This window comes from Teichococcus aerofrigidensis, from assembly GCF_054073225.1.
In genome coordinates this window covers 1-26323 of sequence record NZ_JBSXMU010000038.1, presented here as the reverse complement: position 1 = coordinate 26323, position 26323 = coordinate 1, and the positions used below count along the sequence as shown (strand labels likewise).

Genomic DNA, 26323 nt, shown 5'->3' with positions numbered 1-26323 from the left:
TCCGTGCCGCGGGTGGCAGGATGGGACAGGCGGGTTAAGGAACCGCTAGCCCATGTCCCGATTCGCGCGGCAGGCGGGCAAGGGCCCAGCGCGCCGCGTCGGCGACCACCGGCGCCGGATCGCCGCACAGCGCGCCGGCCACGGGCCGCAGCGATGCCTCGCCGGAATTGCCGATGGCGATCAGCACGTTGCGGACGAAGCGGTCGCGCCCGATGCGCTTGATCGGCGAGCCGCTGAAGAGCGCGCGGAAGGCGGTGTCGTCCAGGGCCGCGAGTTCCGCCAGGCGCGGCGCCGTCAGGTCCGCGCGCGGCATCAGCCCCGGCTCGCGCGCGCCCCGGGCGAACTTGTTCCAGGGACAGACCGCCAGGCAATCGTCGCAGCCATAGATGCGGTTGCCCATCGCCGCGCGGAACTCCTCCGGGATCGGCCCCTTGTGCTCGATCGTCAGGTAGGAGATGCAGCGCCGCGCATCGAGCCGGTAGGGGCCGAGGAAGGCGTCGGTGGGACAGGCGGCGAGGCAGCGCGTGCAGCGGCCGCAATGATCCACCTCGGCGCCGGAGGGCGCCAGGTCGAGGGTGGTGTAGATCTCGCCCAGGAACAGCCAGGAGCCGAATTCGCGGCTGACCAGGTTGCTGTGCTTGCCCTGCCATCCGAGCCCGGCCTGCTGCGCCAGCGGCTTCTCGGCGACCGGCGCGGTGTCCACGAACACCTTGAGCGTGCTGTCGCGCCAGCGCTCGACCATCCAGCGCGCCAGCGCCTTCAGCCGCTTCTTGACGATGTCGTGGTAGTCCCGGTTGCGCGCATAGACGCTGATCGCCGCGCGGTCGCGCTGCTCCAGGATGCCGAGCGGATCCTCCTCCGGCCCGTAGTTCAGGCCGAGGGCGATGACGGAGACCGCCTCGGGCCAGAGCGCCTGCGGATGGGCGCGCTGCTCGGCGCGCTCGGCCAGCCAGCCCATCTCGCCCTGCAGGCCGGCGGCGAGGAAGTCGTTCAGGCGCTGCCGCACCTCGGGGCCGAGATGGGCCGGGGCGAAGCCCACGGCGTCGAAGCCGAGGCGCAACGCCTCGTCGCGGATCTCCGCCGCGCGGCCCTCCGGCGTCGTGGCGACGGAGGGCGCCCTACCCCCGGCCACGATAGCCGGGCACGTCCTGCGGCGGGATCCAGACCCCGCCGGGCGCCTCGCCCGTCTGCCAGAAGACGTCGATCGGGATGCCGCCGCGCGGATACCAGTAGCCGCCGATGCGCAGCCAGGCCGGCTCCAGCACCTCGGCGAGCTTCAGGCCGATGCCCACCGTGCAGGCCTCGTGGAAGGCGCCGTGGTTGCGGAAGCTGGTGAGGTAGAGCTTCAGGCTCTTGCTCTCCACCAGCCAGGCGCCGGGGATGTAGTCGATGACGAGGTGGGCGAAGTCCGGCTGGCCGGTGATCGGGCAGAGCGAGGTGAATTCCGGCGCGGTGAAGCGCACGCAATAGGCGGTGTCGGGATGCGGGTTGGGCACGCGCTCCAGCACCGCCTCCTCGGGCGATGACGGCTGCCGCGTCGCCTGCCCCAGCATGGTCAGGCCGGACACGTCGTGAGAGGTCGTCATGCGGCGGTCTCCTCGCTGCTGCGGCGCCAGCCGGCCTCGATGGCCGCGGCCTCGCCCTCGAAGCGGCCGGCCAGGATGGCCTCGCGCAGCCGCTGCATCAGCCGCTGATAGTAGCGGATATTGTGCCAGGTGAGCAGGATCGGTCCCAGCATCTCCCCGGCCTTGAACAGGTGCTGGAGATAGCCGCGTGAATGCCGCGCGCAGGCCGGGCAGTCGCACTCGGCGTCGAGCGGGGCGAGGTCGTCGGCATGGCGGGCATTGCGCATGTTGAGCACGCCGGCGCTGGTATAGGCGCGGCCGGTGCGGCCCGAGCGGGTCGGGATGACGCAGTCGAACATGTCCACCCCGCGCCGCACCGCGCCGATGATGTCGGAGGGCGTGCCGACGCCCATCAGGTAGCGCGGATGCGTCTCCGGCAGCATGCCGGCGCAGAAATCCAGCGTGCGGAACATCGCCTCCTGGCCCTCGCCGACCGCGAGCCCGCCGATCGCATAGCCCTCGAAGCCGATGCCGGTCAGCGCCCGGCTGCTCTCGGCCCGCAGATCCTCGAAGATGCTGCCCTGCTGGATGCCGAACAGGCCGTAGCCGGGGCGCGGCGTGAAGGCGGCGCGGGAGCGCGCGGCCCAGTCCATCGACAGCCGCATCGACTGCGCGGCGACCTCGTGCGTGGCCGGGAAGGGGGTGCATTCGTCGAAGCACATGGTGATGTCGGCATCGAGCAGATGCTGGATCTCGATGCTGCGCTCCGGCGTCACCCGGAAGCGCTCGCCATTGATGTGGCTCTGGAAGGTGACGCCGTCGCGGTCGAGCTTGCGCAACTGCGACAGCGACATGACCTGGAAGCCGCCGGAATCGGTCAGGATCGGCCCGTCCCAGTCCATCATCCGGTGCAGGCCGCCCAGCCGCGCGACGCGCTCCGCCCCCGGCCGCAGCATCAGGTGATAGGTGTTGCCGAGCACGATCCGCGCGCCCGTGGCGCGCACGGCATCGGCCGTCATGCCCTTCACCGTGCCGGCGGTGCCGACCGGCATGAAGACGGGGGTCGGCACCTCGCCATGGGCGGTGTGCAGCGTGCCGGCACGCGCCTTGCCGTCCTGGCACTGGCAGCTCCAGCGGAGTGTCATGGGGCGGCATCCTCCCGGAACAGCAGGCTGGCGTCGCCATAGGAGTAGAAGCGGTAGCGCTCAGCGATGGCATGGGCATAGGCGTCGCGCATCCGCGCCTGGCCCGCGAAGGCCGAGACCAGCATGAACAGGCTCGATCTCGGCAGGTGGAAGTTGGTCAGCAGCAGGTCGGCCGAGCGGAAGACATGGCCCGGCAGCAGGAAGATGTCGGTCAGGCCCTGGAAGGGATGGACGATGCCCTCGCGGTCCACCGCGCTCTCCAGCAGCCGCAGCGCCGTGGTGCCGATGGCGACGATGCGCCCGCCCCGCGCGCGGGCCTCGTTGATCGCCGCCGCCGCCCCGGGCGGGATCTGCCCCCATTCGGCGTGCAGCCGGTGCTCGCGCGGGTTCCCGGCGCGGATCGGCAGGAAGGTGCCGGCGCCGACATGCAGCGTCAGCGCCGCCTGGCCGACGCCGCGCGCCGCCAGGGCTTCCAGCAGGGCCGGGGTGAAGTGCAGGCTGGCGGTGGGCGCGGCGACGGCGCCGGGCCGCTCGGCGAAGATCGGCTGGTAATCCTCCCGATCCTCCGGCCGTGGCCCATCCGGCCGGGCGATATAGGGCGGCAGCGGGATCTCGCCGGCCCTCTCCAGCGCGGCGGCGAGCAGCCCCTGGTCCGGCCCGAAATCGATCAGCACCGCGCCGCCCTCCTGGCGCTCGACCACACGCGGCGCCAGCTCCGGCGCGCCCTCGATGGCGAGGATGTCGCCCGGGCGCAGCTTCTTCGCGTTGCGCACCAGGGCATGCCAGAGGCCCCCGGCCTCGGCCCGGTTCAGCATGATCTCGAGCCGCGCCTCGCCGCGCCGGGCGCGCAGCCTGGCCGGGATGACACGCGTGTCGTTCACCACCAGCAGGTCGCCGGGGCGCAGCCAGCCGGGCAGGTCGCGCACGCTCCCGTCGCGCAGCCCGTCGGGTGCGGCCACCAGCAGGCGGGCGGCATCGCGCGGGCGGGCGGGGGATTGGGCGATCAGCGCCTCGGGCAGGGCGAAATCGAAATCCTCGGCCCGGAGGGGGGGCAGGGCGGGGTCTGGGGTCATGGCGCTTGCGCGGCGGGCGGTAGCGGAGGGGGGAGGGGAAGGCAAGCGCGGCCTCGACATTTCCACCCCCCGGCCTGCTTCGCCGAGGGTTGCCGGGCCGCCCGGCCAAGGGCAGGCTTGCGCCCAACATGCGAGAGGGAAACGATCCATGAGCCTCAAGGGCGCGGACTGGCTGGCGCGCAGCATCGCGCGATCGGGCCAGAGCCATGTCTTCTTCATCGACGCGGTGTTGCGGCCGACGCTGATGGCGCTGCTGGCCGAGGGCGTGCAGCCGGTGCTGGCGCACTCTGAGAAGGGCGCGGCCTATATGGCCGACGGCTATGCCCGCGTCTCCGGCCGGCCAGGCATCGTCGCCGCCCAGTCGGTCGGCGCGGCGAACCTCGCGGCCGCCCTGCAGGACGCCTATCTCGGCCGCGCGCCGATGATCGCGCTGACCGGCCGCAAGCCCCCCTCCGCCCAGCACCGCAACGCCTATCAGGAGGTGGCGCACGCGCCGCTCTTCGCCCCCGTGACCAAGTGGGCGGCGGCGGTCGAGGAGGCGGCGGACCTGTCGCGCCTGTTCCGCCAGGCCTGGGCGGCGGCCACCAGCGCCCCGCCGCGCCCCGTGCATCTCGACCTGAACGGGCTGATGGGCGAGTTCGTCGAGCAGAGCGTGACCCCGGCCGAGCCCGCGGAGCTGACCGCCTGGACGGCGCCACGCCACCGGCCGGTGGCGGACGCGGCGGAGGTGGAGCGCGCCGCCGCCCAGCTGCGGCAGGCCGGACGCGTCCTCCTCCTCGCCGGCGACGGCGCGGCGCTCTCGGGCTGCGGCGCGGAGATCCTGGCGCTGGCCGAGGCGCTCCGGGCCCCCATCGCCACCAGCCTCGGCGCGCGCGACCTGCTGCCCTCGCGCCATCCGCTGAATGTCGGCGTCGTCGGCAGCTATTCCGCTCCGCCGGCCAACCAGGTGGTGCACGCCGCGGAGCTCGTGCTGATGGTGGGCGCCGATGGCGGCGACCAGCTCACCCATGGCTGGCGCGTGCCGCGCCCCGGCACGCCGGTCATCCAGATCGACGCCGACGCGCTGGAGCTGGACCGGATGCCAGCCGAGATCTCGCTGCACGGTGATCCGCGCGGCACGCTGCGGGCGCTGCTGGAGGCGCTGGGCACCGCGCCGCGCGACGACGGCTTCGCCCGCGAGGCGGCGGCGCTGATGGAGGAGTGGCGCGGCGCCATGGCCGGACGCCTGGCCAGCGGCGAGGCGCCGATCGACCCCGCCCGGCTCTGCGCCGAAATCTCCGCCGCCCTGCCGGAGGATGGCATCCTGGTGGCCGACACCGGCTATTCCGGCATCTGGACCGGCACGCTGGTGGAGTTCAACGGGGCCGGGCAGCGCTATCTGCGCGCCGCCGGCTCGCTCGGCTGGGCCTTCCCGGCCGCGCTCGGCGCCAAATGCGCGGCCGGGGCGCGCAAGGTGGTCTGCTACAGCGGCGACGGCGCGCTCTACTACCACCTGCCGGAGCTGGAGACGGCGAAGCGGCGCGGCATCGCCGTGACGCTGGTGGTCAACAACAACCGCGGCTTCGGCCAGGGCTGGCCGAACCTGCTGCGCGCCACCGGCAACCGGCCGGAGGTGGCGAACACCCTGCTGCGCTTCGGCGAGCACACCGATTTCTGCGCCATCGCGCGCGGCTTCGGCCTGCACGCCATCCGCGTCGAGCACCCCGACCGGATCGGCCCGGCGCTCCGCGAGGCCATGGCGAGCGACGAGACGGTGGTGGTGGAGGTGATGACCGGCATCGAGCACCGCGCGCCCGAGCCCTGGACCCCAGATGCGTGAACCCGGAGGGTTGAGTTCCATGAAGATCGCGATCATCGGCGCCGGGCTGATGGGCCATGCCCTGGCCCTGGTCTTCGCCATCGGCGGCCACCGCGTCAGGCTGACCGACACCAATGCCGAGACCCTGGCCCGCGCGCCGGGCCTCATGGAGACGGCGCGGGCGACGCTGGAGGCGGCGGGCGAGGCGCAGGGCCTGACCGGGGCCGGGCTGCGCGAGCGGGTGACGACGCATGGCGCCCTGGCCGAGACGGTGGCCGATGCCGAGCTGGTCATCGAGGCCATCGTCGAGAAGCCGGAGCCGAAGCGGGCGCTCTATGCCGAGCTCGACGCGCTGATGCCGAAGGACGCGATCCTGGCCAGCAACACCTCCTATCTCGACGTCTTCCCGCTGATGCCGCCCGCCCGCCTGCCGCGCGCCATCATCATGCACTGGTATACGCCACCCTATCTGGTCGATCTCGTCGACCTGGTGGGCAGCGAGCAGTGCCCGCCGGCGCTGGTCGAGGAGGTGGCGGCGATGCTGCGCGCCATGGGCAAGGTGCCGCTCGTCATGCGCCGCTTCCTGCCGGGCTACATCGCCAACCGGCTGCAATCGGCGCTCAGCCTGGAATGCTACCGGCTGATGGACGAGGGCTACGCCACGCCGCAGGAGATCGACGAGGCGATCATCCATGGCCTGGCGCTGCGCCTGCTGCTGCTGGGGCAGATGGCGAAGGGCGACTTCACCGGCCTGCCGCTCTCGGCCCATGCGCTGGCCAACCGGATGTACCAGCCGCCGGAGCCGAAGGGGCATAGCGAGACGCTCGACCGGCTGCTGGCCGAGGGCCGCACCGGCGTCATGTCCGGGCACGGCTTCTATGACTGGGAAGGCTCGCCCGAGGCGCTGTTCGCCGAGCGCGACAACCGCCTCTTCGCCCTGAAGCGCGCCCTGCGCCAGACCGGCCCCATGGCGGGCCTCGCCGCCGACACGAAGAAAGGATGACCGAGCGCATGATCCGCTACGACCTCACCGGCCGCACCGCCCTCGTCACGGGGGGCGCCTCCGGCATCGGCCTCGCGACCGTGAAGCTGCTGGCCGGTGGCGGCGCCCGCGTCGCCATCAACCATCTGGCCAACGATGCGCGCGGCGCGGCGGTGGTGGCCGAGCTGAAGGCCGCCGGGCATGACGTGATCGCCGCGCCCGGCAATGTCGGCGACGCCACGGACGGGCCGCGCATGGTGGAGCAGGCGGTGGCCGACCTCGGGGGCCGGCTCGACTACCTGGTCAACAACGCCGGCACGCCGGGCACCACCAGCCTGATCCCGCCGACAGCGATCGACCGCATCACCGAGGAGCTGTGGCAGACCGTGCTGCAGGTCAACCTGCTCGGCGTCTTCCGCTGCGCCAAGGCGGCAGCCCCGGCCCTGAAGGCGGCGCGTGGCGCCATCGTCAATGTCGCCTCCATCGCCGGGCTCGACAGCCCCGGCAGCTCGATGGCCTATGGCGCCACCAAGGCGGGCGTCGTCAGCCTGACCAAGAACCTGGCGCGCGGCCTGGCGCCGGAGGTGCGGGTCAATGCCGTGGCGCCGGGCGCGGTCGACTCCTCCTGGATGGTGGAATGGACCGAGGAGCGCCGCGCCGCCTCGGCCAGCAAGGCGTTGCTGAAGCGTCGCTGCCAGCCGGAGGATCTGGCCGAGGTGATCGGCTTCCTGCTGGCCGGCGCCGCGATGGTGACGGGGCAGACCGTGGTGGTGGATGGCGGGCTGACGCTGGAATCGCGCTAGGCTGGGCGCGGCCGCGCGGAGGGCAGGCTCCGCGCGGCGTTCAGCCGATCTCGGCCACGCATTCGATCTCCAGCAGGAATTGCGGCACGGGCAGGGCCGTGACGACCGCGGTGGTGCGGGCCGGCCAGGGCGGGCCGCCGAGCCATTCGGCGTAGAGGCTGTTCATCAGCGGGATGTCCCGCTCCCGCGTCAGCAGGACGTTCACCTTCACGATGCGGTCGCGCGTGGTGCCGGCCTCCGCCAGGACCTTGTCCAGCGTGTTCAGCACCGCCCGCATCTGCAGGCCGAAATCCTCCGCCGCCACCTGGAAGTTCTCGTCATGCGGTCCGACACCCGAGACGAAGAGCAGATTGCCGGTGCGCACCGCCATGGACAGCGGCGGCATGCGGCCGGGCTCGGCGGGCGGATAGTGTCGGGGCATGGCGGATTCTCCTCGGTCGATGCCGGAGGGTGGCTTGCCGGCATGCGCCTTGCAAAGCAGGATCGGCGACGCATCAGCAACCGCGCCCATGTCACCTTTTCAGCCGGACCATGACGATGATCAAAGCCGATAGCCAGGCCTTCCTCCGCGACCTCCACGAGCTGCGCAAGATCGGCGCCTTCAGGACCGGCGTGCATCGTCCGACCTACTCGCCGCAGGACATGGAATCGCGCCGCTGGCTGATGCGGAAGATGGAGGAGGTCGGCCTGGAGGCCTCGATCGACGGCATCGGCAATGTCTTCGGACGCCACCGGGGCGAGGGGCCGCACCTGCTGGCCGGCAGCCATATCGAAAGCCAGAACGAGGCCGGCTGGCTGGACGGCGCGCTCGGCGTGGTCGGTGCGCTGGCCATGGCGCGCGCCGGCCTGCCCGTCGATGTCTGCGCCTTCGCCGATGAGGAGGGGCATTTCGAGGGCGGCTTCCTGGGCAGCCGCTCGATCATCGGCGAACTGTCCGAGGAGGAGATCGACCGCAGCCGCAACCGCACCGACGGCACCCCGCTGCGCGAGGCCCTGAAGGCCGCCGGCCTCGAGGGCCTGCCGCGGACACGGATCGATCCCGCCCGCTACAAGGGCTTCTTCGAGATGCATATCGAGCAGGGCACGCAGCTCGAGCAGGCGGGCCTGCAGATCGGCGTCGTCACCGGCATCGTGGCCATCTGGCAGTGGCGCCTGGTGATCGAGGGGCAGCAGGACCACGCGGGCGGCACCACCATGGCCGAGCGCCGCGATGCCGGGCTCACCGCCGTGCGCTTGCTGGCGGCCATCGACGCCGAGTTCCCGCGCTTCTGCGGCGAGCGCAGCACCTGGACCACCGGCCGCATCACCCTCGATCCCGGCGCGCCGAGCATCATTCCCGGCAAGGCCGACGTGCTGTTCCAGTTCCGCGACGTGTCGATGGACAGGCTGCGCGAGATGGAGGCGGGGCTGCGCCGTCTGGTGCAGGAGAGCAACCGCCGCGAGCGCTGCCGGACGGAGCTCGTCGCTGTCGCCCAGGCCACCCCGGCGCTCTGCGACCCGGCGACCATGCGCGCCCTGCGGGGCGCGGCCGAGGCGCTGGCGCCCGGGAAGTGGCAGGACATGCCGAGCGGCGCCGGGCATGACGCGCAGTACATCGCCAAGGTGATGCCGGCCTCGATGCTCTTCGTGCCCTCGATCGGCGGCATCAGCCACCACTGGGCCGAGAACACTCCGGACGAGGACCTGGCGATGGGCGTCTCGGTGCTGGTGGAAGGCGCGCGGCGCTACCTCGCCGGTTCCAACTGACGCGCCTCGGCACGGACGGGGCGTGTCACCAGACGGGCCATGCCGCTGGCCAGCACCTCGGCCATGCACTGATAGCCGAGGTCGTTCATGTGGAAGCCGTCCTCCGAGAGCATCGGCACCGGCTGCGGCAGGGCCGCCCAGTAGCGCATGATGGCGTAGCGCCGCATCAGCGGCGCGCGCCTCTCCACCGCCACCCGGTCGACGCTCTGCACGAAGGTCATGTAGAGGTCCTGTTGCGGGATGTTCGGGAAGAACTGCGGGTCGATGATCAGCAGATCCCGGCCGCGCTCCTGCACGAAGCCGATCCCGTCCCGCATGACGCGGGAGAAGGCCTCGGCGGTGATGCCCTGCAGGGCATCGTTGGTGCCGAGCTGCCAGATCACGACATCCGGGGCCCAGCTGTCCACGGCGCTGCGCAGGCGGAGCAGGGTGGTCGAGGCGACCTCGCCGCCGATGCCGTCGTTGCGCACGGTGATGTCGGCGCCGGGCAGCAGCCGCTTCAGCGCCGTCTCCAGCCGCGGCGGATAGGCACGCTGCGGCGCGCTGGCGCCGATCCCGGCGGTGGAGGAGGAGCCGATGGCCAGGATGCGGACCGGCTGCTTCTCGCGCAGCAGCATCGACAGGCGCGGCAGGGTGAAGGCGAGGTCGCGCAACTCGTCCGGCACGGTGCAGGCCGTGGGCACGTTGTCAGTGCGCACTTTCGGCAGGTCGGGCGGTTCCGGCGCGGGGGATAGGCGCGGCGGCGGCCCGGCGGGGCGCGTCTCGGTCGGCACCTGCGCGCGGGAGGCGGCCGGGACGGCCAGCAGGGCCAGACCCAGCAGCAGCGGTGGGACCGGGCGGCGCATCAGCCCGGCCGCATCCGTGCCGGCAGCGCGGCGGGGTTCGGCCCGCGCCGCTTCGCCTTGCTGAGCATCCAGGCCACGGCGGCCTGCACCACCACGCCGGCCCCCACATAGGCGAGGTCGAAGGCGATGCCGCCGAAGCCGGTCTGCCGCAGCGCCACCCCGGTGATGCTGACCACCAGCCCGGTGCAGAAGACCGGCAGGGAATGACGGCCCAGCAGCGCCAGCGGATGGTTGGAGGCCACCCGCCGCGCCCAGCCCTGCAATGGCGAATGCGCGACGACGTAGCAGAGCGCCAGGACGTGCAGCAGCCGGGGCAGGGTCTGAAACTGCTTCTCCGGCACCGTGAGGAAGTCGGGCAGCGGCGCGAGCCATCCGGGCTGCGGCAACCCCGTGCCGCGCATCGCCACCAGCCCCAGGACCAGATAGGCGAGCGCCGCGTACCAGAGCAGGCGGTGATACGGGAAGGCGTGACCGAGCCGGCTGCGGCGCTCGCCCAGCGCGAAGCCCAGCACGAAGAGGAACTGCCAGCAGAGCGGGTTGAAGAACCAGCCGCCGGGCAGCGGGTCCGAGGGCAGGTTGGTGGCGGTGAGCCCGGCCGCGACATAGAGCGCGGCGGACAGGCCGACGGCGGTGGACAGGCTGCGCGCCGCCACCGCCAGCAGCAGCGGCAGGATGCCCACCAGGACGAAGTAGAGCGGCAGGATGTTCAGGAAGCCGGGCTGATAGCGCAGGGTGACGGCCGCGACCAGGGCCGTCGCCGGGTCCAGGATCAGCGGCTCGAGCGCGATCACCGTGAACAATCCGGCGTCACCGGTGCGGATGACCCCGAGGGAGAACACGGCAGCGCCCAGCACCACCAGCGCCAGGTGGGTGATGTAGAGTTTCACCGACCGGCTCATCAGCGCCATCGACACACCGAGGCGGTCGCCATCCGCGTACCTGCGGAAATACGCCGCGGCGGCGGCATAGCCGGCAAAGAGCACGAACAGGTCGGCGGCGTCCGAGAAGCCGAAGTTCTTGTGCGTGAACTGCTCGAGGACATTGCCGGAGACATGGTTGACGAAGATCGTGACGAGGGCGAGGCCGCGCCAGACATCGACGGCGGTGTCGCGCCTGCCGCCGCCTCCCGCCCCCTCGCTCTCGAATGGCGCCATGCCTGATCCTCGTGCCCTTCCGCCGGAAACGCCGCCGGGTCGGGTCGCCCTCTGGGATGGTCCCATGGGGCCGCCCGCGGGCCGGTTGCCTGCGCCTGTTCCTCCAACGCCGCAACCGGCGGTGGGTTATCGTGACGAAAGATTGCCGGCCGTTCAGGAACGGGCCAGCAGGGCGGCCGCCTCATCCGGCGGCAGCAGGTCCACGCCGACCTCCAGGCTGTGCCGCCCGCCGCCCAGGATGATGCCGCGGAGCGGCGAGATGTCGCTGAAGTCCCGGCCCCATCCGAGCACGACATGCTCGTCCCGCACGATCAGGTCGTTCGTCGGGTCAAGGTCCACCCAGCCCAGGCCCGGCCCCATCCAGGCGCCGACCCAGGCATGCGACTGGTCCGATCCCAGCCGGCGTTGCTGACCGGGGGGCGTGAAGGTGCGGATATAGCCCGAGACGTAGCGCGCCGGCAGGCCGAGGCCGCGCAGGCCGCAGATCATCAGATGCGTGAAGTCCTGGCAGACGCCGGCGCGTTGCGCCAGGATCTGCGTCACCGTCGTCGAGATGCCGGTCACGCCGGCGCGGAAGCTGAACTCGCGGCGGATGCGGGCCTTCAGCTCCAGCAGCCCCTCCAGCACCGGCCGGCCGGGCGGGAAGGAGGGGGCGACATAGTCCCGCGCCCCCACATGCTCCGGCAGCATGGGCGATGGATAGGTGAACTCCGCCGCCTCGGCATCGCCGGCCGCCGCCTCGACGACCGCTTCCCAGGCGGGGGTATCGGCCACCGCGGGCGCGGGCGGGAACTCCACCGCCACCTCGGATTCGGCCACCACCTCGAAGCGGGTATGCGGCCGGTCCAGGAACAGCCAGGTGACGCGGTTGCCGAAATGGTCCGTGGCGGTGGAGATCCGCGTCGGCTCCGGCGTGCAGGCCAGGCTGTCCCAGAGGATGCGCTGGTGCGGCAGCGGGCGCGGCGAGAGATGCAGCTGCTGCGTCGCCAGATCCACCGGCTCGGTATAGCGGTAGAGGGTGGAGTGCCGGACGCGCCAGTTCATGCGGTGCCCCAGAACTGCACGACCGGCTCGGGCTCGGCCATCTCGGGCCCCAGCGTCTGGGCGGGAGGCAGCAGGGCGAAGTAGCGGCGGTAGATGGTGTCGGAGAGGCCGGCGATCTCGCCCTCCATGGCGGCGAGCCGGGGCGCCAGGGCGACGGCCGCGCCGGCACCGTCGCGCGCCGCCAGGATGGCGGGCGGCATGGCCTCGGTCTCGGCCATCAGGGCGCGCACCTGGGGCAGCAGGCTGTCCTCCGGCTCGCCGCCCAGATCCTGCACGAGATGCAGCATGGCCTGGAGCTGGAAGGCCAGGCCGCGCGGATTGCCCGGATCGGCCAGCACCAAGTCGAGCGCCGGGGCAGCCTGCAGCACGCCCATGTAGCGGTTGCGGTAGGTGATGACGGAATCGCAGAGCTCGAGCGCCAGCCGCAGGCCGGTCTCGGCCCGCGCGGCCGGCTGGTCGAGCGCGATGCCGAGCTGCAGGACGATGCCGCGGGCCCGCTCGATGCGGCGGCCGAGGTCGAGGAAGGCATAGCCGCCGGCCCGTACCATGTTCTCGGCGGCGACCCCGGCGACGCCGGCGGAATAGCGCACCGCGCCGCCCAGCGCCTCCTCCAGCCCCTGCAGCCCGCGATGCTGCGCCGCCGCCTGGACCTGGACGGCGCGCAGCGGCAGGGTGAAGAGGCTGTGCATGTCCCCCGTCATGCGGTCGCGCACCGCCTCGACCAGCCGGCTGATCTCCTCGAACAGGTTGCCCAGCGCGCCGCCCTTCTGCAGGGCGCGCCACAGGGCCGGCTGCAGCGCGGCGGGGGCGGCGCCGTTGGGCATGTCCTCGGGCCGGACGAGGCGGGCATGGCGCAGCATGGCGGCGAGGGCGGACAGCTCGGCCATCTCGCGCGGCAGCAGGGGGCCGCGATCCAGCCGCGCCAGGGCGGCGCGCATCAGCCGTGCGCCGCTCTCCATCCGCTCGACATAGCGGCCGAGCCAGAACAGGTTGTCGGCCACCCGGCTGGGCAGGTCGCCGGTGGCGCGGCGGATCGCCAGCGGCGGGTGCGGCAGGGCGGAGGGGCCGAGGATCTGCGCCCCCTCCTCGCTGAGCACCCAGACATCCTTGGCCAGGCCACGCACCGGCAGCGGCGCGGAAAGACTCTCGCCCGGCGCCATCACCCGGGCCAGCCCGCCCGGCATGACCTGCCACTCCTGTCCGTCCTGGATCAGGTAGAGGCGCAACATGACGGGCTGCGGCACCAGCCGCCCCTCCTCGGCCACCGGAGCCTGGGAGGGCTGCACGTCGCGCGAGGCGGCGAAGTCCCGCGGCTGGCGGGCGATCCGCTCGAGCAGGGCCTCGCGCGCGGCGGGCTCCATCCGGTCGGGGTTGCGGCCGGGCCGGGTGGCGTCATGCGCCGAGCGGATCACCCACTCGCCCGGCTCGCGCAGCACCATCGCCCGGGCCTCCCCGTCGATCAGCCAGTGGGTCTCGACCGAGGGCAGCAGCAGCGGCTCGCCGAGCAGCCGCCGGCAGAGGGCGGGCATCAGCGCGGCCAGCGCGGGCGCCTCGGCCAGGCCGCAGCCGGGGGCGTTGAAGACACGCACGGCGCCATGCCGCATGGCGTCCATCAGTCCGGGAACGCCCGGCGCGTGGCCGCCGAATTCCAGCGGATCGAGGTCGCGGCCATCCATGCGGCGCAGCAGGACATCGACCGGCTGCAGGCCCTTCAGGGTCTTGAGGCAGACGCTGCCGCCCCGCAGGGCGAGGTCCCCCGGCTCGGCCAGGGCGCAGGACAGCTCGCGCGCCAGCAGCACATGCTCGAACCACAGCGGATGCCGGACCCCGGGGGTCAGCAGGGCGATATTGGCGTTCTCCCGCCCCGACGGGGCCAGGCGTTGCAGCGCGTCCTGCCAGCGGTCGAAGAAGGGCTGCAACGGCTGCACCTGCTGGGCGCGGAAGAGCTGCGGCAGCACCCGGCCCAGCATGCGCCGGTTCTCCTGCGCGTGGCCGAGGCCGGCGGCCCGGCTGGTGCGGTCCGCCACCACCTGCCAGCCGCCCGCGCCGTCGCGCACCAGGTCGGCGGCATAGGATTGCAGCAGGGGCAGCCGCGGCGGATGCGTGGCGCTGCGGCAGGGGCGCAGGAAATTGGCGTTGGCGAAGACCAGGCCCGGCGGCACCAGGCCCTCGGCCAGCAGATGCTGCGGCCCGTAGAGATCGGCCAGCACCAGTTCCAGCAGGCGGGCCCGCTGGGTCAGGCCGGCGGCCAGCCGGTCGAACTCGGCGGCGGGCAACGGCAGCGGCACCGGATCGCACCGCCAGGACCGGGCGGGCGCCTCGCCGGAGATGCCCGGCAGCATCGAGGTGATGCCCTCATCCTCGGAGGCGCGGTCCAGCCGCCGCCTCGCCTCGATCAGGCCGTTTCCGGCCTGGTCCTGGGGCAGGTCGGCCAGGGCCGAGAGCACGCCGCGCCAGTGCGGGCGGACACGACCATGGCCATCGACCATCTCGTCCGGCGAGGGCGGCAGGGCATTCACCCTGCGGGCGCTATCACGCGAAACGCCGCAGGTCGAGCGTCCTGCGCAGCTCCGGCGAGTCGATCACCACCGGGGCCGGGCTGGTGCCGGGGCTGTGGCCGAAGGGGAAGAAGCGGGCGCGGCGCCGGGCCTCGGCCTCGTTGGCATTGACCGGGAAGCGCTCGTAGTTGCGCCCGCCCGGATGCGCCACATGGTGGGTGAAGCCGCCGAGGGAGCGGCCCGTCCAGCTGTCCCAGAGGTCGAAGATCAGCGGTGTCTGCGCGCCGATCGCCGGATGCAGCGCCGAGGGCGGCGCCCAGGCCTTGAAGCGCACCCCGGCGACGAACTCGCCCGCCCTGCCGGTGGGTGCCATGGGCAGGGCGCGGCCGTTCACCGCCAGCGTGAACCGCTCCGGGGCGAAGCCGGTGGCGCGCAACTGCAGGCGCTCCGTGCTGCTGTCCACGTAGCGCGCCGTGCCGGAGCCGGTGCTCTCCTCGCCCAGCACGTGCCAGGGCTCCAGGGCGTGCCGCAGCTCCAGCCCGACCCCATGCAGCGCGACCTCGCCGACCTGCGGGAAGCGGAAGGCGAAATGCGGGTCGAACCAGGCGGCCTCCAGGGGGGCGCCGAGGCCCCGCAACTCCTCGATGGCATCGGCGAAGTCCTGCCAGGCGTAGTGCGGCAGCATGAAGTCGTCGTGCAGCCGGGTGCCCCAGCGGACCAGCCGCCGCTCATAGGGGTGCTGCCAGAAGGCGGCCACGGCGGCGCGCATCAGCAGCATCTGGGCGGCCGACATCTGCGGGGCGGGCGGCATCTCGAAGGCGCGGAACTCGACCAGGCCGCGCCGCCCCGCGCTCGAATCCGGTGAATACATCTTGTCGATGCAGAACTCGGTGCGGTGCGTGTTGCCGGTCATGTCGGCCAGGATGTTGCGGAACAGCCGGTCGGTCAGCCAGGGCGGCACCGGCTGGAAAGGCCTGATCTGCTGGAAGGCGATCTCGAGGTCGTTCAGCGAATCCTGCCGCGCCTCGTCGATGCGGGGGTGCTGGCTGGTCGGACCGATGAACAGGCCGGAGAAGAGGAAGCTCAGGCTCGGATGGTTGTGCCAGAAGCCGAGCAGGGACTTCAGCAGGTCTGGCCGGCGCAGGAAGGGGCTCTCCGCCGCCGTCTCGCCGCCCATCACCACATGGTTGCCGCCGCCGGTGCCGACATGGCGGCCGTCCAGCATGAACTTCTCGGCCGCCAGCCCTTCCTCGCGCGCCAGAGCATAGAGCTGCTCGGTGCGGGCGACGTGTTCGGGCCAGCTTGTCGAGGGGTGGATGTTCACCTCGATCACGCCGGGATCGGGGGTGACCGAGAAGCTGTTGAGCCGCGGGTCGGAGGGCGGGCCATAGCCCTCCAGGATGACGCGGCGCCGCAGGGCGGCGGCGGTGTCCTCGATGGCGGCGCAGAGGTCGAGCCAGTCCTCCAGCGCGTAGAGCGGCGGGAAGAAGACATGCATCCGCCCCTCCCGCGCCTCGACCGCGAGCGCGGTGCGGACCAGGTCCGGTTCCGGCCGGCCGGCCAGCGGGCGGGCCTCCGGGTAGGGCGCGCGGACGCCGCCCGGCAGCGGGGTGGGGCGGCCCTGGCGCAGGCTGGCGGCGGAGGGCAGGGGGCCGGGCGGCGGGCCGCGCTCGAAGCCCATGCCGGTGTGGCTGACGCGGTCCGCCTCGGTGTCGTGCACCCCCTGGCCGTGCACCGGCACGCCGCCTGCCTCCGTGGCGCGCTGGCGGAAGGACTGCGCCGGCGGCAGGGCCTGGCGCGGCGCGAAGGGATCGACCTCGAACTGCGCCGGGATGCTGGCCGCATCGGCCCAGGGCAGGCTGTCGAGCGGCAGGCGGAAGCCGAGCGGACTGTCGCCGGGGATCAGGAAGATCGGGTCGTCCTCGCGGAAGAACCAGCGGCCTGTCTCCCAGGCCCGGCCGTCGGCGCGGCGGCGCAACGGCAGCACCGAGCCGACGCTGGCCGCCAACCCCTGGCCGAAGACGCGCGCCAGCCGGGCGCGCTCCAGCGGGTCCCGCAGCCTGGAATCCTCGGCGATGACATTCGCCGGGAGCCGGTTCTCCTTCCAGAGATGATAGTGGATGTCCTCATGCGCCGGATGCACGTGGCGCGGATCGAGGCCGAGGCGCAGCGCCAGGGCGGCGGCGAACTCCGCCGCGTCGGCCGCCGTGGCGTCGTCCACATGGTCGTCATCGGCGAGCCAGGTGGGGTCGGTCCAGACCGGCTCGCCATCCTTGCGCCAGAAGGCGTTCAGCGCCCAGCGCGGCAGCTGCTCGCCGGGGTAGTGCTTGCCCATGGCGTATTGCACCACGCCGCCCGGCGCCCAGAGCGGCATCAGCCGGTCGAGCAGCCGCCCGGCCAGCCGGCGCTTGGTCGGGCCGAGGGCGGCGGTGTTCCACTCCTCCCCCTCCTGGTCGGAGGCGGAGACGAAGGTCGGCTCGCCCCCCATGGTGAGGCGGATGCCGCCCCGCTGCAGCTGCGCGTCCACCGTCTCGCCGGCCTGCAGGATCGCCTGCCAGGTCGCATCGGAATAGGGCTTGGTGACGCGCGGCGTCTCGCGCACCCGGGCCACCTCCATGGCGAAGTCGAAGCTGACCTCCGCCTTGGTCATCAGGCCGCTGATCGGCGCGGCGGATTGCGGCTCCGGCGTCGCGGCCAGCGGGATGTGGCCCTCGCCGGCCATCAGCCCCGAGGTGGCATCGAGCCCGACCCAGCCGGCGCCGGGCAGGTAGACCTCGGCCCAGGCGTGCAGGTCGGTGAAATCGGCGGCGGGGCCTTCCGGCCCCTCCAGCGGCTTCTGGTCGGCGACGAGCTGGATCAGGTAGCCGGAGACGAAGCGGGCCGCGAAGCCGAGGTTGCGCAGCAGCTGCACCAGAAGCCAGGCGCTGTCGCGGCAGGAGCCCTTGCCGTTGCCGAGCGTCTCCTCCGCCTCCCAGACGCCAGGCTCCATGCGGACGATGTAGGAGACGCGCTCGCCGATGCGCCGGTTCAGGTCCATCAGCAGGCCGACCGTGCCCTGCTCGCCGCGCGGCACCTCGTCGAGCAGGGCCCGCAGCAGCGGCCCCGGCGCCGGGACCCTGCGGAACGGCGCCAGCTCCTGCTCCAGCACCGGGTCGTAGCTGAAGGGCCAGGTCTCGGCCTCGGGCTCGAGGAAGAAGTCGAAGGGATTGATCGTGGCCATGTCGGCCACGAGGTCCACCGTCACGTCGAAATGCGTCACCGGCTCCGGGAAGACCACGCGGGCCAGGAAGTTGCCCTGCGGGTCCTGCTGCCAGTTCAGGAAATGCAGCTTCGGCGCGATCGTCAGCGCATAGGAGAGGATCGGCGTTCGGGCGTGCGGGGCGGGCCGCAGCCGGATGGTCTGCGGCCCGAGCGTGACCGGACGGTCATAGCGGTAGCTGGTGCGATGGGTCAGCGCGACGTGGATGGACATGCAGGCTCCCGGCAGGACTTCCTGCGATGCAGCATAGGCATGGCCTTGGCGGCGGTGGAACGGTTCCTGTTCCGGAATTCGCCCGGGCGCGCCGATTCCGGCTCAGCGGCGGGGCGAACCGTCCATGCGGCGCAACTCCGCGTTGACCGCGCCTGCCGCCTCCGAGGCCCGCGGCGGGCGCGGCAGGGCGGACAGGCGGCGCAGGGTGGCGGCGCCGCCGAAGGTGAAGTCGGGGCCGGAGAGGGCGGCCTCGGCGCTGGCCATGCGGCCGTCGCGCACCGCAGCGGCGGCCTGCCGCAGCGCCGCCATCACCGCCTCCGGCGCCGCGGCGCGGCGGGTGGCGAGGTGATCGCGCGCCTGGTCCCGCGCCTGTTGGAGCTGGATCACGACGGTGGGGGAGACCTGGGCGGTGTAGAAGGGGTCGGTCGCCAGCGCCTGGGCCAGGAACTCGATCTGCACCAGGGCCAGCGCCGCCTGGTCCGGCTGGCCCTGCCAACGCGAGAGGTCGCCGAACTGCCGCGGCGCATTGAGCGCGGCGCCGCGGACCGGGTCGCCGAAGCCCCAGAGGTGGCTCCGCGCCGCGTCGTCGGCGCAGGCGGCGAGCAGGGCCAGGGGAAAGGCCAGGGGAAGGGCGGAGAGCAGGGCGCGGCGCTTCATGCCCGCAGGATAGGCCTTTCCACCCTCCGATCCCAACCATGCTTGCGTGACCGCCCGCGCCGGCTGCGGTGCTTCCCTGCGCGATCCGCCCTTGCCCGGCGCGCCCGCCGCTGCCACACAGCCGCCGCCCGTGCATTGCGGCGTGCCGCCCGCGCGGCGCGGTGCTAAAGCCGGGCAGCCGCTCCGGCCGCCGTGCTCCGCGCCCCGGATGCGGCACCTCGCGCAGACCCTCACGGACCCACGGTGCATCCGGCCCAGGACCCATGACCGAAGACCCGCCCAACCCCGCTCTGCTGCCCTCCGGCCTGAACGACCTGCTGCCCCCCGAGGCGGCGCAGGAGGCCACGCTGGTGGAGGCGATGCTCGCGGTCTTCGCCGGCCATGGCTACGAGCGGGTGAAGCCGCCTCTGCTGGAGTTCGAGGATTCCCTCCTGGCCGGATCCGGCGCCGCGATGGCCGAGCAGACCTTCCGGCTGATGGACCCGGCGAGCCACCGCATGATGGGGCTGCGCGCCGACATCACGCCGCAGGTGGCGCGCATCGCCGCCACCCGGCTGGGCGACGTGCCCCGGCCGCTGCGGCTCTCCTATTCCGGGCAGGCGCTGCGGGTCAGCGGCAGCCAGCTCGCGCCGGAGCGGCAGATCCCGCAGGCGGGGATCGAGCTGATCGGCGCCGACAGCGCCGAGGCCGATGCCGAGGTGGCGCTGCTCGGCGTCGAGGCGCTGGCCGCCATCGGCATCGCCGCGCCCAGCCTCGACATCACCCTGCCCACCATGGCGCCCGCCCTGCTGGACGCCGCCGGGGGGGCGGGCGAGGCGCGCCGCCGCCTGGCCCGGGCGCTGGACCGCAAGGACGCCGCCGCCGTCACCGAGCTGGCCGCCATCGCGGGGCCGCCGGCCAATGGCCTGACCGCGCTGCTGACCGCGGCCGGCCCGGCCGCCCGCGCGCTCCAGGCCCTGGCCGATGCCGAGCTGCCGCCCGCCGCCCGCGCCATCGCCGACAATGCCGCCGCCATCGTCACCGCCATCCGCGCCCGCGCGCCGGGGCTGCGCATCACCCTCGATCCGGTCGAGTTCCGCGGGCTGCGCTACCATGTCGGCGTCGCCTTCACCCTCTACGGCCCGGGCCGCACCGGCGAGCTGGCGCGCGGCGGCCGCTACCGCAGCGGCGAGGAGCCGGCGACCGGCCTGACCCTCTATCCCGACGCGGTGCGCCGCGCGGCCCCGGCCGCTCCGCCGCCGCCGCGCGTCTTCCTGCCGCTCGGCGCCGATCCGGTTGCGGCGGCGCGGCTCCGGACCCAAGGTTTCATCACGGTGGCGGCGCTGTCGGCCGCCGACACGCCGCAACGTCTGCGCTGCGGCCACATCCTGCGCGGCGGCAGCGCCGCGCCGATCGAGGAGAACGCGTAGCCATGGCCAATGTCGCCATTATCGGCGCCCAGTGGGGTGACGAGGGCAAGGGCAAGGTCGTCGACTGGCTGGCCAGCCGGGCCGATATCGTCGTGCGTTTCCAGGGCGGCCACAATGCCGGCCATACCCTGGTCGTCGGCAACCAGACCTACAAGCTCTCGCTGCTGCCCTCGGGCGTGGTGCGTGGCAAGCTGGGCGTCATCGGCAATGGCGTGGTGCTGGACCCGGAGGCGCTGCTCTCCGAGATCTCCAGGGTGCGCGGCCAGGGCCTCGATGTCGGCCCGCACAACCTGCGCATCGCCGAGAACGTGCCGCTGATCCTGCCGCTGCACCCCGCCATCGACAAGGCGCGCGAGGAGGCCCGCGGCGAGGCCAAGATCGGCACCACCGGGCGGGGCATCGGTCCCGCCTATGAGGACAAGGTGGCGCGCCGCGCCATCCGCCTCTGCGACCTGGCCGAGCCGGAGACGCTCTCGGCCAAGCTCGACGAGCTGCTGCTGCACCACAACACGCTGCTCAAGGGCCTCGGCGCGGCCACCTTCGAGAAGCAGGCGCTGCTGGATGGGCTGGTGGCGCTGGCGCCGAAGCTGCTGCCCTATGCCGAGGCGGTGTGGGAGCGGCTGGACGGGGCGCGCCATGCCAACAAGCGCGTGCTGTTCGAGGGCGCGCAGGCGGTGATGCTGGACGTCGATCACGGCACCTATCCCTTCGTCACCTCCTCCAACACCGTCGCCGGCAATGCCGCCGCGGGGTCGGGCATCGGGCCGCACGGCATCGGCACGGTGCTGGGCATCGCCAAGGCCTATACCACCCGTGTCGGCTCGGGCCCGTTCCCGACCGAGCTGTTCGACGATGTTGGCAAGCGCCTGGGCGAGCGGGGCCGCGAGTTCGGCACCGTCACCGGCCGGCCGCGCCGCTGCGGCTGGTTCGATGCCTGCCTGGTGCGGCAGGCGGTCAAGGTCGGCGGCGTGCAGGGCCTGGCGCTGACCAAGCTCGACGTGCTCGACGGCCTGACGGAGCTGAAGATCTGCACCGGCTATGACATCGACGGCGAGGTGGTGAAGCGCCTGCCGGCCGCGCTCGGCGCCCAGGCCAAGGCGAAGCCGATCTACGAGGTGCTGGAAGGCTGGAGCCAGTCCACCCAGGGCGCGCGCTCCTGGGCCGAGCTGCCGGCGACCGCCATCAAGTACGTCAAGCGCATCGAGGAACTGGTGGAGGCGCCGGTGACGCTGCTTTCCACCTCGCCGGAGCGCGACGACACCATCCTGGTGAGCGACCCCTTCGCGGGCTAGGGCGGAGGCCGGCCGGGAAGGAGCCTCCGTCCGGAATCCCGCCAGCGGAACATCTCAATATCGGAACGAAAAAGCACCTCCGGAGATTCTGACAATCTCCGGAGGACACGCCCATGTCACTCCCGATTTGTGAGATTCTGTCGCCCCATGCCGGGCCCTTCCCCATTCGGGGGAGGCGAAACTGCATGAGGCCCGTATGGCGATCTATCGCGGCACCCTGGGGAACGACGTCATCAACCTGTTCTGGCACCGGGAGGGGGACACCATCCTCGGTGACGGCGACGCCGATCCGAACGCTCCGCCGGGCGACAATGTCATCATCGCGGGCCACGGCGCCGATACCATCCATGCCGGCTACGGGCGTGACAGGGTGTCCGGCGGCGCGGGCGACGACCTGATCCATGGCTATGGCCCGGCCGGGCCGAGCGCCGGGGCCGTGGACGCCTTCGCCGCGCGGGACCTGGGCGACCACCTCGACGGAGGTCCGGGCCAGGACGTCATCCTGGGCGGCGGCGGGGCCGATCTGCTCCTGGGCGGCAGCGGCGACGACCAGCTTCGCGGCGGCAGCGGCGACGACATCATCCTGGGCGGCGAGGGGAACGACCTCATCGGCAGCGGCAGCGGCGCCGACCGGCTCTGGGGCGGCGCCGGCGGCGACATCTTCGTCTATGCCTACAGCAGCTTCAGCGAGGAAGCGGCGGATGCCAATGGCGGCATCGACACCATCATGGACTTCCAGCCCGGCGAGGATCGCATCGACCTGCGCGGCTATGGGCTGAGTGAGGCGGCGGTGGCGGTGACGCCGCAGCCCTGGGGGCTGTCCCTCGACTTCACCGCCGTCTACGAGCCCGCCGGGATCCATCTGTACGGTGTCGCCGCCCTGCAGGCGGGGGACATCCTCTTCGCCTGACGGGCGCGGGCGCGCTCCCTCAGCCGCCCGCCGCCGACCGCAGGCCCTCCCGCGTCCGGCGCACCTGCTCGGGCGTCACCGGCGGGGCGGCATTGCCCCAGCTGTTGCGAATGTAGCTCAGCACATCCGCCACCTGCCGGTCGCTCAGCCGCCAGCCCAGGGAGGGCATGGCCGGCGCCGTCGGCGCGCCCGGCGTCGCCACCGGGCGGGAGCCCTCGACCACCATCCGGATCAGGCTGGTCGGATCGGGCGCCTGCACATGGGCGCTGCCGGCCAGCCGCGGGAAGAGCATGGTCACGCCCTGGCCCTGACTGACATGGCAGGCGGAGCAGGTGTCGGCGTAGATGGCGCCGCCGGTGCGCAGGCGCGGGTCCTCCGCCGCCAGCGGCGCGGGCTTGGCGGCGGGGTCGGGCACCTCGCGCAGATAGGCCGCGATGGCGCGCAGATCCTCCTCCCTCATGTGCATGGTGGAGTTCTCCACCACCTCCGCCATCGGGCCCGAGGCCATGGCGTGGCGGTTGGCGCCGGTGCGGAGGTACTGCACGATCTCCTCCGCGCTCCAGCCGCCCAGGCCCTGCCAGGGGTTGCCGGTGATCGGCGGCGCGTACCAGCCCTGCAGCACCGCGCCGCGCAGCGCCTCGCCCGACCTGTCGGCGCCCAGGAAGGTCTTCGGCGTGTGGCAGGTGCCGCAATGGCCGGCGCCCTCCACCAGATAGGCGCCGCGATTCCACTGCTCGGACCGGTTCGGGTCGGGCCGGAAGCGGCCGGGCGAGAAGTTCAGCGTGTTCCACACCCACATCACCGCGCGGATGTTGAACGGGAAGGGAAGCTGATTGGGCTCGATCGCGTTCCGCACCGGCTCGACCGTGCGCAGATAGGCCCAGATGTCGCGCACGTCGCGCTCCGACATCCTGGTGTAGGCGGTGTAGGGCATGGCCGGGTAGAGCCGCTTGCCGCCGGCGGCAATGCCCTCATGCATGGAGCGGAGGAACTCCTCCTCGCTCCAGGCGCCGATGCCGGTCTCGCGATCGGGGGTGATGTTGGGCGCGACCAGCGTGCCGAAGGGCGTCTGCAGTGCCACGCCGCCGGCGAAGGGCGGGCCGCCCCGCAGCGTGTGGCAGCCGGTGCAGTCGCCCTGCGCCGCCAGGTCGCGGCCGCGCTCGATGCGCTCGAAGGAGGGCATCTGCGCGGCGGCCGTGCCGGCCAGGCCGAGGATCAGGCCGAAGGCGAGTCCGGCGAGGCGCCGGGCGGAGGCGTTCATCCTCATGCCGGCACCAGCGGTCCCGGGGCCGCGAGATAGCGCGTCCGGATGGCATCGGCGGCCTTGAAGGCCAGGGCGCCCACCGTGCCGGTCGGATTGTAGCCGGAGTTCTGCGGGAAGGCCGAGGCGCCGACGACGAAGAGGTTCGGCACGTCCCAGCTCTGCAGGTACTTGTTGACCGCGCTGGTCGTCGGATCGGCGCCCATGATCATGCCGCCCACCACATGGGTCGACTGGTAGGGCACGCTGGACCAGTGCCCGTCGCGCACCGTCTCCACCACCTGGCTGGCGCCCATGGCGCGGCCGATCTCCGCCGCCCGCGCGGTGACGTAGCGCGACATGCGCCGGTCGTTCTCCGGGAAGTCGAAGGTGATGCGCAGCAGGGGGCGGCCCAGCCTGTCGGTATAGGTCGGGTCGAGATCGAGGTGGTTGGCCGGGCTGGAATAGGAGCTGGACTCGGCGCTGACGTTCAGGTTGGCCTGGTAGTACTTCACCGTCGCCCGCTTCCAGGCCGAGCCCCAGCGCGGCGTGCCCGGCGGCACCGGCCGCTGCGCGATGGGCGTGGCGCCGACCGGGATGCAGCGCACGCTGCCGCCGCCGAAGAAGCCGAGCCCCCCATGGTCGAAGTTGTCGTTGTTCAGGTCGTCGATGGCCATGCCGATGGCGCCGCCGCCGATGAAGGTGTTGAACACCTTGTCCTCGAAGTAGCACTGCGCGCCATTGCCCATCTGGTACGAGAAGTTGCGCCCGATGGTGCCCCGCCGCGTGCGCGGGTCGTAGGTCTCGCCCACGCCGGAGAGCAGCATCAGCCGCACATTGTCGAGCGTGAAGGCGGTGACGACGACGAGGTCGGCGGGCTGCTCCCATTCCTCTCCGTCGCTGTCGAGGTAGATGACGCTCCGCACCTGTCGGCGGCTGGGGTCGAGACGCAGGCGCAGCACCTCGCAGAGCGTGCGGAGCTCGAAGTTCGGCTTGCGCATCAGCACGGGCAGCACGGCGGTCTGGGCGCTGGCCTTGGAATAGTTGGCGCAGCCGTAATTGGTGCAGAAGCCGCAATAGGTGCAGGGCCCCATGGCGACCCCGAGCGTGTTCACATAGCCCTGGGAGAGCAGCGCCGAGGGCGCGGGGAAGACATGGTAGCCCAGGCCGCGCGCCGCCTCGGCGAACAGCGTCGGGCCGTAGGGCTGGCGCATCGGGGGCAGGGGATAGTCCCGCGCGCGCGGCCCCTCGAAGGGGTTGCCCCCCTCCTCGATGCGGCCCTGGATGTTGCCCGCCTTGCCGGAGATGCCGGCCAGATAGTCGAACCTGTCATAGAAGGGCTCCATCTCCTCCCAGTCGGTGCCCCAGTCCTGCACCGAAAGCTCCTCCGGGATGGCGGCGGCTCCGTAGCGTTCCGTCAGGTGGCTGCGCAGGCGGAAATCCGTGGGATGGAAGCGATAGGTGATGCCGGCCCAGTGGATGCCCGCGCCGCCCACCCCGTTGCCGGGATGGAAGCTGCCCCATTCGCGCATCGGCAGCGCGGTCTGGCTGGCGTTGTTGCGGGTGGTGACCGTGACCTGGGCGGGGGAGACCATCAGCTCGCGGCGGCGGGCGAAACGCAGCTCGTCCGGCGCCACCCCGATGTTGAAATCCGCCGCCGTGTCGCGCCAGGGGCCGCGTTCCAGCGCCACCACGTCCAGCCCTTCCTCGGTCAGCTCATTGGCGATGATGGAGCCGGACCAGCCAAGCCCGACCACCACGACATCCCGGCGGGGAAGCAGGCGCGCCACCGCCTCAGCCTTCCCGGATCCAGCCGGCGCGGCCGGCGATGCTGACGGGCGGCAGGTCGAGCTTCTGATTGTGCCGATCGACGAAGTCGCGGAAGTCGTAGCGGGTGCCGGGAAAGCCCAGCATCTTCCAGCTCACCATGTCGCGGTTGCCGCCATGGATCGGGTCGGCGAAGAAGCCCTCCATGGTGTTGCCGAGAAGCTGGTCGAAGAAGAGCTTCTCGTCCACACCCCTGAGGCCGGCCTCGCCCTTCTCCATGGCGGCGAGGAGACGGTCGCGCTCCTCCGGCGGCAATTCGGCGAAGCCACGGCCGCCCAGTCGTTCGCGGCAATGGGTGTCGAGCGACGCCAGGCCGCGGCGATAGGTCATCGCGGGGGTGGTGTTCTGCTGGAAGCCCTGTTCCGGCGTTCCGGCCTGGAACGGCGCGCGCATATAGGCCCGCTCGGCACGGCCATAGGGACCGGCGAGCTGACGGTCGATGAACTCGGCGCAGCCCGCCTCCTTGCCGCTCATGCTGAGCTCGTCGCGCGGGATCAGCCGCTCCACCGCCGCTTCCACGGCCTGCGCCTCCTCCAGGGTGAAGTACTGCCAGGGGCCGGGGCGGAAGGGGCGGGGCGGATCCGCGGCGAAAGGGGTCCAGGGCAGGCCACCCTGGATGCTGCGGCCGAGGGCGCCGCCGGAGGCGCCCAGAAGCAGCGCGGCGGAGGCGAGGAGAAAGCGTCGCCTCCCGGGCGACGGAAGCAGGGCGGTCATGGCGGCACCTTGGGCAGGGGCTGCTACCGGAATACCAAGTTGAGGTAAGCCGTTGCGCTACAAGGTGGCCATGATTCTCGCATTCCGGTGAAAACGGAAAAGGGGCGGGCCCCCCCCCCCCCCCCCCCGCCGCGGGGGGGGGGGGGGGG

The 26323-nt window shown here is 72.5% G+C and carries 21 protein-coding genes; 7 read left to right on the top strand and 14 right to left on the bottom strand.

Features of this window, described 5'->3' with window-relative positions; genetic code table 11:
- Positions 1–34: 34 nt before the first annotated feature.
- Genes queG through queA form a run of 4 tightly spaced genes read right to left on the bottom strand, consistent with a single transcriptional unit; the run spans position 35 to position 3783 of the window.
- Positions 35–1135, bottom strand: coding sequence for a tRNA epoxyqueuosine(34) reductase QueG (queG, locus tag ACVMLK_RS10360; protein WP_457486359.1), 1101 nt, complete (start codon positions 1133–1135; stop codon positions 35–37).
- Complete coding sequence (gene queF, locus ACVMLK_RS10355; RefSeq protein ID WP_457486355.1) at positions 1119–1586, bottom strand: preQ(1) synthase; 468 nt, start codon at positions 1584–1586, stop codon at positions 1119–1121. Before queF ends, queG begins: the two co-directional genes overlap by 17 nt.
- Positions 1583–2710 carry a tRNA guanosine(34) transglycosylase Tgt gene (gene tgt / locus ACVMLK_RS10350; RefSeq protein ID WP_198364537.1) on the bottom strand — a complete coding sequence of 376 codons (1128 nt, stop codon included), beginning with the start codon at positions 2708–2710 and terminating at the stop codon, positions 1583–1585. The genes queF and tgt overlap by 4 nt, the downstream gene beginning before the upstream one ends.
- A complete protein-coding gene (gene queA / locus ACVMLK_RS10345) occupies positions 2707–3783 on the bottom strand; it encodes a tRNA preQ1(34) S-adenosylmethionine ribosyltransferase-isomerase QueA (RefSeq protein WP_370591905.1) in 1077 nt (358 codons plus the stop codon). The genes tgt and queA overlap by 4 nt, the downstream gene beginning before the upstream one ends.
- Before the next feature lie 148 nt (positions 3784–3931).
- On the opposite strand from queA, the gene ACVMLK_RS10340 reads away from it, so the two are divergent.
- The 3 genes from ACVMLK_RS10340 to ACVMLK_RS10330 are packed head-to-tail and all read left to right on the top strand — an operon-like array spanning position 3932 to position 7366.
- Positions 3932–5602, top strand: a complete 1671-nt coding sequence (locus ACVMLK_RS10340) for a thiamine pyrophosphate-binding protein (protein WP_457486354.1) — start codon at positions 3932–3934, stop codon at positions 5600–5602.
- Positions 5603–5621: 19 nt separating this feature from the next.
- A complete protein-coding gene (locus ACVMLK_RS10335; protein WP_457486353.1) occupies positions 5622–6584 on the top strand; it encodes a 3-hydroxyacyl-CoA dehydrogenase family protein in 963 nt (320 codons plus the stop codon).
- The gene (locus tag ACVMLK_RS10330; RefSeq protein ID WP_457486352.1) at positions 6581–7366 is read left to right on the top strand and encodes an SDR family NAD(P)-dependent oxidoreductase; all 786 of its coding nucleotides are present in this window, start codon (positions 6581–6583) and stop codon (positions 7364–7366) included. Before ACVMLK_RS10335 ends, ACVMLK_RS10330 begins: the two co-directional genes overlap by 4 nt.
- Before the next feature lie 40 nt (positions 7367–7406).
- Here ACVMLK_RS10330 and ACVMLK_RS10325 read toward each other — a convergent pair whose 3' ends face one another.
- On the bottom strand, positions 7407–7787 hold the full coding sequence (locus ACVMLK_RS10325; protein WP_198364540.1) for a RidA family protein: 381 nt from the start codon (positions 7785–7787) through the stop codon (positions 7407–7409).
- 116 nt (positions 7788–7903) lie between these two features.
- On the opposite strand from ACVMLK_RS10325, the gene ACVMLK_RS10320 reads away from it, so the two are divergent.
- The gene (locus ACVMLK_RS10320; protein ID WP_457486351.1) at positions 7904–9112 is read left to right on the top strand and encodes a hydantoinase/carbamoylase family amidase; all 1209 of its coding nucleotides are present in this window, start codon (positions 7904–7906) and stop codon (positions 9110–9112) included.
- On the opposite strand, the gene ACVMLK_RS10315 is transcribed toward ACVMLK_RS10320, so the two are convergent.
- The 6 genes from ACVMLK_RS10315 to ACVMLK_RS10290 all read right to left on the bottom strand — a co-directional run bounded on the left by ACVMLK_RS10315 (position 9091) and on the right by ACVMLK_RS10290 (position 18782).
- Complete coding sequence (locus ACVMLK_RS10315) at positions 9091–9957, bottom strand: SGNH/GDSL hydrolase family protein (RefSeq protein WP_457486350.1); 867 nt, start codon at positions 9955–9957, stop codon at positions 9091–9093. The two genes, ACVMLK_RS10320 and ACVMLK_RS10315, sit on opposite strands and share 22 nt — an antisense overlap.
- A complete protein-coding gene (locus ACVMLK_RS10310) occupies positions 9957–11111 on the bottom strand; it encodes an OpgC family protein (protein ID WP_457486349.1) in 1155 nt (384 codons plus the stop codon). The genes ACVMLK_RS10315 and ACVMLK_RS10310 overlap by 1 nt, the downstream gene beginning before the upstream one ends.
- 153 nt (positions 11112–11264) lie before the next feature.
- On the bottom strand, positions 11265–12155 hold the full coding sequence (locus ACVMLK_RS10305; protein ID WP_457486348.1) for a transglutaminase family protein: 891 nt from the start codon (positions 12153–12155) through the stop codon (positions 11265–11267).
- A complete protein-coding gene (locus ACVMLK_RS10300; RefSeq protein ID WP_457486347.1) occupies positions 12152–14674 on the bottom strand; it encodes a circularly permuted type 2 ATP-grasp protein in 2523 nt (840 codons plus the stop codon). Before ACVMLK_RS10300 ends, ACVMLK_RS10305 begins: the two co-directional genes overlap by 4 nt.
- A 13-nt stretch (positions 14675–14687) precedes the next feature.
- Positions 14688–18125, bottom strand: a complete 3438-nt coding sequence (locus ACVMLK_RS10295; protein ID WP_457486346.1) for a transglutaminase family protein — start codon at positions 18123–18125, stop codon at positions 14688–14690.
- Positions 18126–18227: 102 nt separating this feature from the next.
- Complete coding sequence (locus ACVMLK_RS10290) at positions 18228–18782, bottom strand: hypothetical protein (protein ID WP_457486345.1); 555 nt, start codon at positions 18780–18782, stop codon at positions 18228–18230.
- A 263-nt stretch (positions 18783–19045) separates the two neighbouring features.
- Between ACVMLK_RS10290 and ACVMLK_RS10285 the strand changes: the two genes are divergently transcribed.
- From ACVMLK_RS10285 to ACVMLK_RS10275, 3 genes are all read left to right on the top strand, one after another.
- The gene (locus ACVMLK_RS10285) at positions 19046–20191 is read left to right on the top strand and encodes an ATP phosphoribosyltransferase regulatory subunit (RefSeq protein WP_457486344.1); all 1146 of its coding nucleotides are present in this window, start codon (positions 19046–19048) and stop codon (positions 20189–20191) included.
- Between the two features lie 2 nt (positions 20192–20193).
- The gene (locus ACVMLK_RS10280) at positions 20194–21483 is read left to right on the top strand and encodes an adenylosuccinate synthase (RefSeq protein WP_457486343.1); all 1290 of its coding nucleotides are present in this window, start codon (positions 20194–20196) and stop codon (positions 21481–21483) included.
- 196 nt (positions 21484–21679) lie between these two features.
- On the top strand, positions 21680–22393 hold the full coding sequence (locus ACVMLK_RS10275; protein WP_457486342.1) for a calcium-binding protein: 714 nt from the start codon (positions 21680–21682) through the stop codon (positions 22391–22393).
- Between the two features lie 19 nt (positions 22394–22412).
- On the opposite strand, the gene ACVMLK_RS10270 is transcribed toward ACVMLK_RS10275, so the two are convergent.
- Genes ACVMLK_RS10270 through ACVMLK_RS10260 form a run of 3 tightly spaced genes read right to left on the bottom strand, consistent with a single transcriptional unit; the run spans position 22413 to position 26174 of the window.
- Positions 22413–23654: a c-type cytochrome gene (locus tag ACVMLK_RS10270; protein ID WP_457486341.1), complete on the bottom strand. Its 1242-nt coding sequence runs from the start codon at positions 23652–23654 to the stop codon at positions 22413–22415.
- A gap of 2 nt (positions 23655–23656) precedes the next feature.
- Positions 23657–25423, bottom strand: coding sequence for a GMC family oxidoreductase (locus ACVMLK_RS10265; RefSeq protein WP_457486340.1), 1767 nt, complete (start codon positions 25421–25423; stop codon positions 23657–23659).
- Positions 25424–25427: 4 nt separating this feature from the next.
- On the bottom strand, positions 25428–26174 hold the full coding sequence (locus ACVMLK_RS10260) for a gluconate 2-dehydrogenase subunit 3 family protein (protein ID WP_422924658.1): 747 nt from the start codon (positions 26172–26174) through the stop codon (positions 25428–25430).
- Between the last annotated feature and the right edge of the window lie 149 nt (positions 26175–26323).